The 14,609-nt window shown below is 41.4% G+C and carries 14 protein-coding genes; 2 read left to right on the top strand and 12 right to left on the bottom strand.

The features are described from left to right. Positions 1-6: 6 nt before the first annotated feature. Positions 7-498 (bottom strand): YkgJ family cysteine cluster protein, encoded by a 492-nt coding sequence (locus FUA25_RS09355; RefSeq protein ID WP_147756958.1) that lies wholly within the window; start codon positions 496-498, stop codon positions 7-9. A 209-nt stretch (positions 499-707) separates the two neighbouring features. Between FUA25_RS09355 and FUA25_RS09350 the strand changes: the two genes are divergently transcribed. Next, positions 708-1,088 carry a group III truncated hemoglobin gene (locus FUA25_RS09350; RefSeq protein ID WP_147756646.1) on the top strand — a complete coding sequence of 127 codons (381 nt, stop codon included), beginning with the start codon at positions 708-710 and terminating at the stop codon, positions 1,086-1,088. Between the two features lie 8 nt (positions 1,089-1,096). Here the strand turns inward: FUA25_RS09350 and FUA25_RS09345 are convergent, their stop codons facing one another. The 5 genes from FUA25_RS09345 to FUA25_RS09325 form a co-directional block, all read right to left on the bottom strand. Then, positions 1,097-2,173, bottom strand: a complete 1,077-nt coding sequence (locus tag FUA25_RS09345) for a calcium:proton antiporter (RefSeq protein ID WP_147756645.1) — start codon at positions 2,171-2,173, stop codon at positions 1,097-1,099. A gap of 61 nt (positions 2,174-2,234) precedes the next feature. After that, entirely contained in the window at positions 2,235-2,591 is a 357-nt protein-coding gene (locus FUA25_RS09340; RefSeq protein ID WP_147756644.1) for a DUF6122 family protein, read from the bottom strand. Next, a complete protein-coding gene (locus tag FUA25_RS09335; RefSeq protein WP_147756643.1) occupies positions 2,588-3,298 on the bottom strand; it encodes a DNA alkylation repair protein in 711 nt (236 codons plus the stop codon). The genes FUA25_RS09340 and FUA25_RS09335 overlap by 4 nt, the downstream gene beginning before the upstream one ends. Before the next feature lie 8 nt (positions 3,299-3,306). After that, positions 3,307-4,524 (bottom strand): GTPase HflX, encoded by a 1,218-nt coding sequence (hflX, locus tag FUA25_RS09330; RefSeq protein WP_147756642.1) that lies wholly within the window; start codon positions 4,522-4,524, stop codon positions 3,307-3,309. 33 nt (positions 4,525-4,557) lie between these two features. Next, entirely contained in the window at positions 4,558-4,827 is a 270-nt protein-coding gene (locus FUA25_RS09325; RefSeq protein ID WP_147756641.1) for a SemiSWEET family sugar transporter, read from the bottom strand. Between the two features lie 121 nt (positions 4,828-4,948). Between FUA25_RS09325 and FUA25_RS09320 the strand changes: the two genes are divergently transcribed. Next, positions 4,949-7,117 carry a S46 family peptidase gene (locus FUA25_RS09320; RefSeq protein ID WP_147756640.1) on the top strand — a complete coding sequence of 723 codons (2,169 nt, stop codon included), beginning with the start codon at positions 4,949-4,951 and terminating at the stop codon, positions 7,115-7,117. A gap of 264 nt (positions 7,118-7,381) precedes the next feature. On the opposite strand, the gene FUA25_RS09315 is transcribed toward FUA25_RS09320, so the two are convergent. The 6 genes from FUA25_RS09315 to FUA25_RS09290 all read right to left on the bottom strand — a co-directional run bounded on the left by FUA25_RS09315 (position 7,382) and on the right by FUA25_RS09290 (position 14,462). Beyond that, the gene (locus FUA25_RS09315; RefSeq protein WP_147756639.1) at positions 7,382-7,855 is read right to left on the bottom strand and encodes a hypothetical protein; all 474 of its coding nucleotides are present in this window, start codon (positions 7,853-7,855) and stop codon (positions 7,382-7,384) included. A gap of 22 nt (positions 7,856-7,877) precedes the next feature. After that, positions 7,878-10,007 carry a methylmalonyl-CoA mutase gene (scpA, locus tag FUA25_RS09310; RefSeq protein ID WP_147756638.1) on the bottom strand — a complete coding sequence of 710 codons (2,130 nt, stop codon included), beginning with the start codon at positions 10,005-10,007 and terminating at the stop codon, positions 7,878-7,880. Positions 10,008-10,248: 241 nt separating this feature from the next. Continuing rightward, positions 10,249-10,515, bottom strand: coding sequence for a hypothetical protein (locus tag FUA25_RS09305; RefSeq protein WP_147756637.1), 267 nt, complete (start codon positions 10,513-10,515; stop codon positions 10,249-10,251). Positions 10,516-10,734: 219 nt separating this feature from the next. Beyond that, complete coding sequence (locus tag FUA25_RS09300) at positions 10,735-10,935, bottom strand: hypothetical protein (protein WP_147756636.1); 201 nt, start codon at positions 10,933-10,935, stop codon at positions 10,735-10,737. 47 nt (positions 10,936-10,982) lie between these two features. After that, positions 10,983-12,071, bottom strand: a complete 1,089-nt coding sequence (prfA, locus tag FUA25_RS09295) for a peptide chain release factor 1 (protein WP_147756635.1) — start codon at positions 12,069-12,071, stop codon at positions 10,983-10,985. Positions 12,072-12,221: 150 nt separating this feature from the next. Beyond that, entirely contained in the window at positions 12,222-14,462 is a 2,241-nt protein-coding gene (locus FUA25_RS09290) for a T9SS type B sorting domain-containing protein (protein WP_147756634.1), read from the bottom strand. Positions 14,463-14,609 lie beyond the last annotated feature (147 nt).

The raw sequence follows: 14,609 nt of genomic DNA, 5'->3' as shown, positions 1-14,609 counted from the left end.
ATTCCTTTACTTTTTCTCCAAATTTTTCTGAATTCGCTCTACAAATTCAAATGCTGCAGGGCAGATCAATGTGTTTTTTATGGTGAGATGATTGATCTGGTAAATTTTTTTCCGGTCGGTATGCGGAAATTCACGGCAGGCTTTGGGCCGGACTTCGTAAATGGAGCAGGTATTATCAACATTCAAAAACCAACAGGGCAGATTTTTCAATACTTTATCACGGTCTTCATCCGTCCTTAAATATTTAGCCTCGAAATCGGCAGGTTTAACACGCAGATGTTTGGAAATTCTTTCGATATCCTTTTCAGTGAAAAGTGGGCCGGTGGTTTTGCAGCAGTTCGCGCACTGCAGACAATCGATTTTTTCAAAAACTTCCTCATGGGTTTCCTGAACAATATAATCGAGATTTTTCGGCGGTCTTTTCTTGAGAGTTTCCAGGATCTTCTGATGCTCTTTCTGCTTCAGAACGGCCTGGTTTTTATAGAATTCCAGATTCATGATGCAAAAATAAGCGATATTTCCGATAAATCCGTTTGTTTTGATGACTGAACTGCGGCCGCGATAGGAGCGGTTACCCCGCAGCGAGGCGGCGGAACGCAGTGGAGCCGCCGAACGAGGAGTATGAGCGGATAGCGCGAATTGTCCGCCCAAATAAATGATGACTTCAATCATACCTGCCGCAATTTATATTTGACTAATTTTGATAGATGAAAAAACTGGAAACAAGAGAAGACATTGAGCTTCTGGTAAATAAATTTTACGATAAAGTCGGCAGCGATCCCACCATCGGGTTTTTCTTTACCGATGTGGCGAAGGTCAATTGGAACAAACATTTACCGAAAATGTATGCCTTTTGGGAAACTTTACTGTTCGGACAGGTTTCTTACAAAGGAAATCCAATGGCGGTACATTTTCCGGTTAATGAAAAAATTCCCATGGAAAAATTTCATTTTGAACATTGGCTTACACTCTGGACAGAAACAGTAGAGGAAAATTTCAGCGGCGAAATAGCAGATCTGGCCATTTACAAAGCCACAAACATCGCCAATTTAATGGCCCATAAAATGGATATTGCCAGAAGGGTTTAATGATAATATTAAGGCACAATTACCGTAAAAATATAGGCTGCCAGATTCACGAGAAGTACAGTCCCGTAAAGATGGTTGGTTTTTCCTCTGCTTAAAGAAAGCATCACGATGAAAACCGACAAAGCCAGAAGGATGATCGATTTCATATCCAATCCTAGAACGAACGGAATATCATAAATAATGCAGACCACCGAAACAGCCGGAATGGTTAATCCAACACTTGCCAAAGCAGACCCGAGTCCCAGATTAATGGAAGACTGAATCTGATTGTTCTGCGCCGCACGGATGGCCGCCAATCCTTCAGGAAGAAGCACTACCGATGCGATGATTACTCCCACCAAAGCACGGGGTGCCCCAATGTTTTCAACAAATCCTTCAATTACAGGAGAGAGTCCTTTCGCCATGAAAATTACAACTGCCAGACAGATGATCAGCAGTAACAGACTGATGAACATCTTCGCATTGCTGGGCGGATCAGCTTCGTGGGCCACGTTATGTTCTTCAGCTACAATGAAGTAGTTACGGTGACGCACTGTTTGTAACATCAAAAAAGTGCCGTAAATGACCAAACAGGCCAAAGAAACGAAAATCAACTGTGGTTCGGTATAAAATGGTCCCCGAACGCTGCTCGTATAATTCGGAAGTATAAGGGTGAGTACCAGAATAGCCACCAAACTCACCAGGTAAGTTGTGGCAGAACTCGTTATGAAAAACTGTTCCTTGTATTTCCTACTGCCAATCCATATACAGATGCCCAGAATACCGTTGAGTATGATCATTACTGCAGCAAAAATGGTGTCTCGTGCGTAAGTCATGGCACCCTCTCCGCCGGAAAGCATGAATGAGACAATTAAGCCCACCTCTAACACAGTGATACAGATTGCGAGAATAATGGTTCCGAAAGGCTCTCCCACTTTGTGGGCTACCACTTCAGCATGATGAACGGCCGCCAGAACGGAGCCGAACAATAAACCAGCCCCTGTTATATTTGCAAAAATCGTATTGTTAAGAAATCCACCCAGATAAAATACCGCAGAAATAATCGGGAGGAGAACAGACCAGTGAAGGAAGTTTTTTGGTTTCATAAAATCTCAATTTAACAAGTATACTGAAATTCTGTAAAAAATCAAAATGTATCCTGTAAAGCTAATCAACGAGGCCTCCCAGCAATTTCCAGAGATAAAAATCCTGAAAGTCGGTAAACATATGTAGAAGTAGGCCTGCGGAAATAATTTTATACTTACCCTTCAAAAAAATAACTCCGAGAAAATAGACTGCAATCATTGGATACGTGTGCAACGGATGGAAGCCGATACTGCTCCGGTTAGGGTCGAACACAGGCGTAGAAAAAATATGATCCAAATCTACCAGCATCGTTGCCAGCAGCAGGAAATAGGCTATTCGCCAGTTATCTTTGAAAAAGATTTTAGCAATCACAGCAGGAAAAATTAAATGCAGGAAATAATGTACAATCTCCCGAATGTAAAAAGCATCTTGTATCATATTCTTCCTTTCAGGAAATCCTGACGCAGATTCTCATCCATTTTTTCGATGGCATACCGAAGAGTCGTTCGCGGCATTTTCTGGTAATGGGCTTTCAGAAACTGAAACAATTCCTGTTCATTTTTTTCTCCCATTTCGCGGAGCAGCCAGCCGTTTGCTTTGTGCATAAGATCATGCTCGTGGTGAAGGTTTTTCAGCACAAGCTCTTTCATCAATTTAAATTCTCCCTTTTTCACATAATACATCGTAGAAACCACTGCCATTCTTCTACTCCAGAGGTTATCTTCAACTGCCAGTTTTTTCAAAATGCGGCCATCCTGATTTTCAAAGCAATGCCTTCCGAGAATCTTGTAGCAGGAATTGTCTACCAGGTCCCAGTTGTTGATGTGTTGTTTATTCTGAAGGTAAAATTTGACAATTTCCTCTTTTTCGTCCGGAATTTTGGTTTTTTCGAACTTCGCCACAAGCATCAGCAATGCGCAGTGGCGGTGTTCGTGTATTTTTGAGGATAAAAGTATGCCGAGTTCATCCAAAGAAATTTTATTCCAGTATTCTTTCGCTATTTTCCTTTGGTCGGGAACGGTGACGCCGATAAATTTGTCACCTTCAGCATATTCGCCTTTTCCGGCTTTGAAAAACCTTGGAAAAATGGCTGCTTTTTCCGGGACAGAAAGATCCTGGAGTGCAGATTTAATCTCGGTGATCATCGAATTGTTTATGATTTTTCCTCCTCTTCCTCAAAATATTCAAAAAGAAAATCATTGTACGGAAACCTCGAAATGTGGATTTTCAGCACCTCATCATAAATCATTTTCTTCATTTCCTCGAAATTTTCCTTTGTTAAAGCGGAAATGAAAACCGTAGGATATTTGGATTTCGACATCCAGGTTTTTTCCCATTCTGCAAGGGAAATATTCTTGCGGGATTCGGGGGTTAAATCGTCTTCTTCCTTTTTCTCGTAACTGAAATCATCAATTTTATTGAAGACCATGATCATGGGTTTCTGATGCGCGTTGATTTCCATTAAAATCTGGTTCACAGAATCTATATGATCCTCGAAACTTTCGTGGGAAATATCCACGACGTGAATGAGCAGATCTGCTTCCCGAACCTCATCTAGTGTTGATTTGAAACTTTCCACGAGCTGCGTCGGAAGTTTTCGGATAAAACCAACGGTATCGGTCAGCAAAAACGGAAGGTTACCGATTACGACTTTTCTTACCGTAGTATCGAGGGTTGCAAAGAGTTTGTTTTCAGCAAAAACCTCCGATTTAGAAATCGCATTCATCAATGTCGACTTTCCAACATTGGTGTACCCAACAAGCGCCGCTCTCACCACTTTTCCGCGGTTATTTCGTTGAGTCGCCATTTGACGGTCGATGGTTTTAAGTTTTTCCTTCAGCAATGAGATCCGGTCGCGGATAATCCTTCTGTCGGTTTCAATTTCCGTTTCACCCGGTCCTCTCATCCCGATTCCCCCTTTCTGTCTTTCGAGGTGAGTCCACATCCTGGTCAGTCTAGGCAGAAGATACTGATACTGTGCGAGCTCTACCTGCGTTCGTGCGTAAGAGGTCTGCGCGCGCTGGGCAAAAATATCAAGAATAAGATTGGTTCGGTCCAGAATTTTGACTTCTATTTCTCTTTCAAGGTTTTTCAGCTGAGAAGGCGAAAGTTCATCATCAAAAATAATGGTTCCGATTTCATTTTCTTTAACATAGTCCCTGATTTCCTGGGCCTTACCACTTCCGATGAATGTTTTGGAATCGGGCTGGGTGAGTTTTTGAGTAAAACGCTTTACAACCGTAGCCCCTGCAGTTAATGCAAGGAACTCCAGTTCATCCATATATTCGATGAGTTTATCTTCGTCCTGATTTTGAGTAATAACGCCGACTAAAACGGCTTTTTCGTATAAATGTTCTTTATTGTCGAGCATAATTGGTCTTTTACTGATGTGTTTTCTACAAAATTAGTTTTTTTCTTTATTATAAATGAGTTTCAGCACAATCAAAACTGCTGTAGCGACAACAGAAATACTGTTGGTGACCATCATGGAGATATGACCCTGCTTGATCCCGTACCACAGCCACAAACCGGAACTCACAAGCCCAATGATACAGGTGACCAAAGAAATTTCCTCTGCAGATTTCTCTTTAAGGATTTTGATAATTTGGGGAATAAAAAGCGCAGATGACAAACCGCCTGCTACAAAACCTATAATTTCTGGGTTTACATCCATCTGAATTTTTTAAAGTAATTCTTCATCTATAAAATCTGTGACAAACGAGCCATTTCCGTACCATAACGTCGGCGGTATTGAATAAATTTCTTAATTTAGCGACAATAAAATAATTTTAAAAATGAAAAGAATATTTTTACTACTCACGTTCCTGCTGAGTTTTGTACAAATGAGGGCAGATGAAGGAATGTGGCTTCTGATGCTTGTTAAAAGATTAAACGGTGTAGATATGCAGAAACAGGGGTTACATTTAACTCCTGAAGAAATTTATTCTGTAAACAATTCCAGTCTGAAAGATGCAATTGTAAGTTTCGGCGGTTTCTGTACCGGTGAAATTGTTTCGGACAAAGGACTGATCTTAACTAATCACCACTGTGGTTATGACGCAGTTGCGGCTGCATCTACTCCACAAAAAAACTATCTGAACGATGGGTTTTGGGCGATGAAACAGAATGACGAATTCAATGCAAAAGATCTTTACGTAAGATTTCTGGTTAGAATGGATGATGTTTCGTCCCGTATCAACGCAAAACTGAATAACGATATGAGCGCCGCCGACAGAAAAGTGGTGATCGATGCAGAAACAAAAGCCATTCAGGCTGAAAATTCCGAAAACGGTAAGTACACTGTTGTTGTTAAGGATTTTTTTAACGGCAATGAATTCTATTATTTCGTTTATCAGGATTATAAAGATGTAAGACTGGTTGGTGCACCACCCGCTTCATTGGGGAAATTCGGTGGCGATACCGATAACTGGGAGTGGCCAAGACATACAGATGATTTTACCGTATTCAGAGTTTATGCTGATGCTGCCGGTAATCCTGCGGAATTTTCCGATAAAAATGTACCGCTGAAACCCAAACATTTTCTTCCGGTATCACTGAAAGGCATAAAACCCGGTGACTTCGCAATGATCCTGGGTTACCCTGGAAGAACAAACCGTTACCTTACTTCATACGGACTGCAGCAAATGGTGATGAAGGATTATCCGGCTTGGGTAGACGCTTCAAAACTGTCGATGGACATCATGAAAAAGTACATGGATAAAAACATGGCAACTAAGCTTGATTATGCTTCCCAATATGCCTCTGTTGCCAATTACTGGAAAAACAGACAGGGAACAATTGATGCAGTAGAAAAAAACAACACCATCACCAATAAACAGAATGAAGAAAACGAGTTCAGAAAGTGGGCTTTATTACCGGGGAATACAATGTACGACGGTTTACTGGAAAATATTGGTGCTTACTACAAGCAGATTTCTAAAAGAAATGTAGAGAGAAACTACATGAGTCAACTGCAGAGAAATGCCAAATATATTGGCGTCGCTTACAGCTTAGGATCTTTACTGAACACATATGCTGAGCAGGATATGGCAGGAAGAATCGCCATGAAACCGAAGGTTGAAAAAGCGGTTGACGAAATTTATGAAGACTTCCATACCGAAGTGGAAGGCGAAATGCTGAATTCTCTCGTGAATCTTTATCAGACAAGAGTCGACAGAGATGTTGCAGCACCAACGGTTATGAACCTTGACGCCAACAATCTTTCCAACATTGCATTTTCCTCTATTTTTGCCAACAGAGCCTCTGTAGCATCATTTATCTTAAATCCGGACCGTCTGAAACTTGACGCTGATCCGCTTTTAAAAATAGCCAAAGGCTTAATGACCGACCAAAGGCTTTCAAACGAAAGATTTGCAAAAGTTGACGAAAGTTTTGCTAAAAACAACCGTCTGTATCTGCAGGGATTAATGAAATCCCAGCCTAACAAAAGTTTTTATCCGGATGCCAACAGCACCATGAGACTTACTTATGGAACCGTAGATACTTTACCGATCAGAACCGACCGCGATTACCACGGAGTTACCGAAAACTATTATACGGATATGGCCGGAATGGTGGCAAAATATAAACAGGGTGATGAAGAATTTGACCTGCCACAACGATTGATGGATCTTCATAACATGAAAGATTACGGACAGTATGCTGATGCGGCGGGTTACATGCCTGTAAATTTCCTTACAAACAACGATATTACCGGTGGAAATTCCGGTTCTCCGGTAATTGACGGCGACGGGAACCTTATCGGAATCGCCTTCGACGGAAACAGTGAGGCGTTAAGTGGTGATATTGTTTTTGAAAAAGACTGGCAGAAAACCATCAATGTAGATATCAGATACGTGCTGTGGACCATTGATAAATTTGCGGGTGCATCAAGACTTGTTAAAGAAATGACTTTGGTAACCGACGAAAACACGCCGCAAGACACGAAAGCAAAAAGAAAATAACAACTGTTTTCAGAACATTTTAAAAGCCGCGGAAAATTTTCCGCGGCTTTTTATTTGCAAATGATCTTCTGTTATCCGTGTTTTACCCAAAACTCTAATTTCGATTTAGTCGGACGAAATTCTTAAAGCAGATTCCTTTACCAGTACAAAAAAAGGACACCTAGTTGGTTTCCATCTTCTTTTTACGCTTTTTTGAAGTCATTCTAGAATTTCTTCCGGTCCTTAATCACTTCTCAGCTGCATGGGCTGCACAGTCATATTTTTCTAATATCTCGGTCTGGGGAATATTCCTTTTTTGCGAAGCGAATCAAGACTTTTATTCCAATACATTTGATTCTGTAAAACGTTTGGACTTGTTATTTTGTCGAATCCATACATTTTATCGAAAATAAAAGTAATAATTATCGGAAGGTTATCTTCATTCTTTTTAATCGTGAATTGAATGTATTTTTGTTTTTGACTGGGAATAATAGAGGTGGTGTCTTTAATCTTCATTTGTTGTACCAAATCATCAATCTCTAATTCATCATAATGTTTATTAATAAAAAAAGCCTCGGATCTTATTGCACCTGAAAAATTTTCACTTTCCCAGAATAACTTTGGAATCTCCTCAATACTATCCTTTTTGATATTTGAAAAATAGTTTTTTACAACCATTTTCATCTTTTCGTCATTTTTATTTCTTGATTCACAAGAACAAAGAAAAAATATTATTAAAACCACTATAAAGTATTTCATATACTAATAATTAAATGGATTTCTATTTTTCTTCTATATGTAAATATTTCACCAATATTTCACATGCCGATTTCGGCAGATTGGTACCCGGTCCGAAAATGAAGTCTGCACCGTTTTGATACAGATAATCATAATCCTGCTGCGGGATTACGCCACCAACTACAATCCTGATATCATCTGCTCCGAGTTTCTTCAGCTCCGCCACTACCTGCGGAACGAGCGTTTTGTGACCTGCCGCCAAAGACGAAACGCCCAGAATATGAATGTCGTTTTCCACGGCCTGTTTGGCCACTTCTTCGGGGGTCTGAAAAAGCGGAGCCACATCTACATCAAACCCCATGTCGGCAAAAGCCGTTGCCACCACCTTGGCGCCACGGTCATGACCGTCCTGCCCCATCTTTACCACCATTATTCTCGGCCTTCTTCCTTCCTGATCCTCAAACTTCTGGGTCAGTGCAATGGCCTTTTCAAAAAATTCATTTTTACCTGCATTCATAGCGTAAACTCCCTGTATTGTTCTGATGTTTGCTTTGTAACGTCCGTAGCTTTCCTCCATCGCATCGCTCATTTCCCCTAAAGTCACCCGTCTGCGTGCTGCTTCAATGCAGATTTCGAGAAGGTTGCCCTCGCCTGTTTTGGCGGCTGTCTTCAGTCTCTCTAAAATCTCCGATACTTGTTCTGCATTTCTGCTGGCTTTTATCTGGTTGAGTCTTTCAATCTGCTTTCTGCGTACTTCGGAATTGTCGATATCCAAAATTTCGAGTTCCATTTGCTTCTGTGTGGACTTAAATGAATTCACGCCAATGATGAATTCTTCGCCACTGTCGATCTTCGCCTGCTTTTTCGCGGCGGCCTCCTCGATCCTCATCTTCGGGATGCCGGCTTCAATGGCTTTGGTCATGCCGCCTTCCTTCTCCACCTCATCGATGAATTTCATGGCTTCATCAATCATCAGTTGGGTCAGGCTTTCCACAAGATGGCTGCCGCCCATGGGATCTACCACGTCGCAGATGCCGCTTTCCTGCTGAAGGATGATCTGTGTATTTCTTGCAATTTTGGCCGAATAATCGGTTGGCAACGCAATCGCCTCGTCAAGTGCGTTTGTATGCAGTGACTGCGTTCCGCCAAGTGCTGCCGACAGCGCTTCAATTGCCGTTCTTGTGATGTTATTAAAGGGCTCCTGCTCCGTCAAACTCCAGCCTGAAGTTTGAGAGTGCGTCCTCAGCGCCAAAGATTTCTGATTTTGCGGACTGAATTGTGCCAACAGATCGGCCCAGATGTAGCGCGCGGCCCTCATCTTCGCAATTTCCATGAAATGATTCATCCCCACTGCCCAAAAAAAGGACAGTCGCGGTGCAAAATCATCCACTTTCATTCCGGCTTTCATGCCTGTGCGCACATACTCCAGGCCGTCGGCAAGGGTGTAAGCCATCTCCAGAACGGGTGTGGCACCGGCTTCCTGCATGTGGTAGCCGGAGATGGAGATGGAGTTGAATTTGGGAATATGGTTGGCCGTGTACTCAAAGATATCGGCAATGATCTTCATGGAAGGGGTTGGCGGATAGATATAGGTGTTCCGCACCATGAATTCCTTCAGGATATCGTTCTGTATGGTTCCGGAAAGTTTGTCCTGAGAAACGCCCTGCTCTTCGGCAGCCACAATGTAAAATGCCAGCACCGGCAACACCGCACCATTCATCGTCATAGAAACCGATATCTCATCCAACGGAATCTGGTCGAAAAGGATCTTCATATCCTCAATGGAATCAATGGCAACTCCGGCTTTTCCGACATCGCCAACCACTCTCGGATGATCCGAATCGTAGCCGCGATGCGTTGCCAAATCGAAAGCTACTGACAAACCTTTCTGTCCGGCGGCTAAATTTCTCCTATAGAAGGCATTGGACTCTTCGGCTGTAGAAAAACCGGCATACTGGCGTATGGTCCAGGGTTTCTGAACATACATGGTGGAATACGGCCCTCTTAAAAAGGGAGCAACTCCGGCAGAATACTGTTTATCGGTGAGCTTTTTTGAGTCTTTGTCGGTATAGGAAGATTTCATTTCCAGCCCGTCTTTTTCAAAAAAATAAGGGAGCATTTCTTCGTATTGCAGGGAGAAATCAGGGTTTAGGTTGAGAATTTTATGGCGCATTGAGCTTTGCTTATAGGAGGGTAAAGTTATGAAAATTTGAGAAACAGGGCGTCTTTTGGCAGGATGAAAATGTGCGGCATCCAACGTTATTTTTTCGGGAAAAATTTAGTGGAAATCAAAAGATTCTTGTAATAGGACAGCAGAACCTCCTACGGCAAAGGAATGATCGGGATAGGCTGGCCGACGAATAAAAAAAGTCTCCCCGGAGGAAGACTTTAAAATCATTTGCGAAACAGGATGATTATTTTGTAATATCTCCATCACCGTCTGTAGCATCTTTTGCTCCGTCTTTAACAGCAGCAGCTCCGTCTTCAACGGCTTCTCCTGTTGCATTCATCGCCTTACCAACTGTGCTGGAGTCTGATACGATAGGAAGAGAGTCATTGTCAACTACCACTACAGATGCAGTAGAATCTGCATTAACGTCAGTTGCTGTAGTTTCTGTTTTCTTACATGAGATAAGCGTTACGGCTGCAAATGCAGCTGCGATAAAAATTGATTTTTTCATATGATAATATTTTAAATGGGTACAAATATAGTATTTTAACATTGACAGGAACGACTTCGTTCTTGAGTTATAATGATCCTTTGCTGAGCATTGTTTGTTTTAAATTACAAGTGCTGTGAGCAAACGTTTCCCATTATGACTTCCACAAACCAAACATTTCTGCCGTATTGACATAAAAAAACGGGCATATACCCGTTTATGAATTTTTCAGTGCTGCGATTATTTTACTGAATCAGCAGGCATTACTGTAGAAACAGAATCAGCTGGTGTACTCATTGCAGTAGAATCCATCATCATAGCGCTGGAATCAGTTACAACAACTGCTGTATCTGCATTGGTATTCTCTACTGTTTCTTTCTTCTTACAAGAAGCTAATGTTAAAACTGCAAACGCTGCAGCTAAAAAGATTGATTTTTTCATAATATATTATTTAAATGTTTGCAAATATAAGATATGTTTGGCAATAATCAGTAATTTTCTTCCTCGCCTTTCATTTTTTCTGCGTTTTCGGCCATAATTACGGCATCAATCATTTCCTGAAGATCTCCATTCATATAGGCATCCAGATTATACATGGATTTATTTATCCGGTGGTCGGTAACTCTTCCCTGAGAATAATTATACGTTTTAATCTTTGCAGAACGGTCACCAGTCGAAACCATTGATTTTCTTTGGGCGGCTACGTCACCCACTGCCTTTTGTAATTCGATGTCGTATAATTTTGTCCGAAGCATTTCCATGGCGAGTTCGCGGTTGGCTAACTGGGAACGTGCCTGCTGACACACCACTACCATTCCGGAAGGCTTGTGGGTTAACTGTACTTTTGTTTCCACTTTATTTACATTCTGTCCACCTGCACCGCCAGAACGGGAAGTCTGCATTTCGATATCTGCAGGATTGAGTTCAAAATCCACTTCCTCCGCTTCCGGAAGTACTGCTACCGTAATGGCGGAAGTATGCACGCGTCCCTGCGATTCGGTTTCGGGCACACGCTGAACACGGTGAACGCCCGATTCAAATTTCATAATCCCATACACCCCATCGCCGCCTTCCACTTTCAGGATCAGTTCCTTATATCCTTTTGAAGCTTCGCTGGAATCGGTAATTTCATGTTTCCAGCCTTTTGATTTAAAATACATCGCATAAGCACGGTAAACGTCCTCTACAAAAATCGCGGCTTCATCGCCACCTGTTCCAGCCCTGAGTTCTACAATAACGTTTTTGTCATCGGTGGGATCTTTGGGAATCAGCAGAACTTTCAGTTCATCTTCCAGTCCCGGAATCTTCTCGATGGCTTCGTTCTTTTCAATCTTCGCGAGTTCCACAAAATCTTTATCGGAACCGTCGGCGATAATTTCGTCGGATTCTTCGATGGTATTCAAAGCCTGTTTGTATTTATCAAAAACGGTAACAATTTTCCCGAGGTCGCTGTATTCTTTATTCAGAGAGGAATATTTTTTCTGATCATTGATGATATCAGGCTGAATAATAAGGTCTGCAACTTCGTTGTAGCGCTGTTTTATGGCTTCGAGTTTAGGAATAAGTGACTTTGACATTGAAAGAATTTTGTGGGGGCAAAGATACGGAAAAAGTCTGATGTTAAATATCTGTCAATTCCTGAATGGATTTATAGATATTGCTTACTATAGGATTTTTTTTAGAGAACTCAATAAAAATCCCGTTCATTATGATGAACGGGATTATCTTTATTCTCTGTTTTTTACAAGTACCCAGCCGGTATATTCTACAAGGACATTAGGGGAGGCCGGTTCATTCCAAAAAATGTGGTACCAGTATGTTCCGGTGTATACTTTTTTTCCCTGCATTGTTCCATCCCAGCCGTAACCGCTTTTGGCATCTGAACTCATCACTTTATTACCGTAGCGGTCAAATATTTCCATTTTAAGGTTCTTTTTATAAGAAAGTGCACTGTAGTTTAATGCGTCATTCATTCCGTTACCGTCAGGTGTAATAACATTAATCAGGTTCGGAACTGTAACAGTAACCTCTACCGGCTCACAGTTGTAAAAATCTTTAACATAGAAGGTGTGTTCTCCCCTCGAAAGTCCTGTGAAAAAACTTGATGATTGCCATGTAACCCCGTCGACCGAATACTGATAAGGAGCCTTACCGCCGGAAACATTGACCGTTGCCGAACTGTTATTAATTGTTACTCCCGTAATTACGATGTCTCCCGCTTTCATCACATTGACGAACTGTCGTGTAATGCAGTTGTTTGTTTTTAAATCCACCCAATAGCTTCCAACACTTACGTTTTGAATAGACGGTGTTGTGGCACCAGTACTCCATTGATAAGATGTAAATCCGGGACCTGCATCTAAAACAGTAAGTTCATCAATACAAATAATTTTATCTGTTAGAACATTTGATTTTTTTGGAGGTATAACCGTTAAAGTGATTTTTGCAATCGCGTAACACCCACTTGAATTAATTACCCTAACGTACACAACACCGGTTGGAGAAGTAAACGTAGCTGGACTGTTAATTTGATTGGTGCCGTTTTGTGCATCTGTAAGTGAAGGATAATATTTTTTTGTAACCGGAGACTGCGCCGTTACATTTGCTGACGTAAGATCAAAAATAGCCGAAGTCTCACTACCCATAATAAAACATGCACTTAAACCTGCATCATTCACTACCGGTATCGGGAAAAAAGCAAGGGTGATTTTTGCAATAGCTGAACAGTTCTGGCTTGTAATTTTTACATACACGATACCGCCCGCAGACTGATAAGCAGCTGGATTGGTGATTTCATTTGTACCAGCCGCAAGATCGGCAAGGGTAGGAAAATATTTTTTTGTCGCAGTTGTAACTGTAGTTACATTTGCAGTTGTGAGATTAAAAGTACCGGTACCATTTACATTACATCCAGAAAGCGTCACATCCGTTTTAGGAATATTTCCCGGTATCAGATTGATCGTAGCATCCGGATTGTCACAAAAGGCGTTGGTGGGGTCTTCAATCAGTACAGAAATAACCGCAGTTCCCGTGTACTGAAAGTTTGTGGGAGTGGTGATTGGGGTAGGATTTCCCTGAATATAATAAGTGAAATTGTAATTAGCCGGATTACTTGTTAATTGAGGGTTGAAAGTAGTGAGGTTTACGGTAGAAATACCTGTAACAGGATCCGGGCATGGTGCATTCGGAGTAATGTTTGTCTGAAGAAGAGGCACTTTATCAACATATACTTTTACGTTTTTTATAGAATGTCTTGCGCTTGCCGCTCCAGTAGATGCTGAAAAACCAAAATAACCACCAGGCATAGTTGCCGCTGCTCCGGAAGGAGCGAAAGACTGATTTACGACGACAGTATTGTCAATTTTTACCGTAACAATCCAGTTGGCAGGATTAGCAGGATCAGTTTGTCCGTTTACTTCAACATGTCTATAGGACGCGTTTTGAAATGGAATAGTTGGAAAAAGATCCGCACTGTGAAAAGTGCTTCCGGCGATATTGTTATATTCAATATTATTTCCTGCGGTATTGTTTACACCATAGAGTACATGCACCTTACTCATCTGACCTTCAGTGGTATTATTAAAGATGTCGAAACCCACCATAAATCCTGTTGAGTTAGCAGGAATTCCCAATCCACCTCCCAGCGTGAATGAAGTTGGCGGGTTGGCTAAATACCAAAAGGCGAAGCCATCGCCTTTTCCGTAAGTTGTTGTACCATTACCGTCAATGCGGAAGTCGAACTCAACCTTCCATTTATCACAGTATTTCAGGTTAATAATATCATTCAGTTTAATAACCCCGAACTGGCTGGTCTGATCAGCTGTGAGTTGAATAAAGTCAGTGTTTACAATGGCCGCAGGAACCAAAGTCCAGCCTGTAATATTCACCGGGTTTCCTAGTAGCTGATACGTTTGCGCAAATGAAGTTAAAGAACAGAAAACAAGAAAAGAGAATAAAAGTTTTTTCATGGTGTTTTAGTGTTGATTCTTCATCAAAAATACTAAAATAACACACATGCCGAATTTTTTTTTAATATTAATTAAATTTTCCTAAAAAGGAAATTATTAATAATCTGTTAATATGCAACTAAAAAGGTCAGCTCCTAAATTTAGGAG

Source organism: Chryseobacterium sp., from assembly GCF_008014695.1.
Classification (GTDB): domain Bacteria; phylum Bacteroidota; class Bacteroidia; order Flavobacteriales; family Weeksellaceae; genus Kaistella.
Note: the sequence above shows the minus strand (reverse complement) of the source record. Positions and strands in the feature narration are given on the sequence as shown.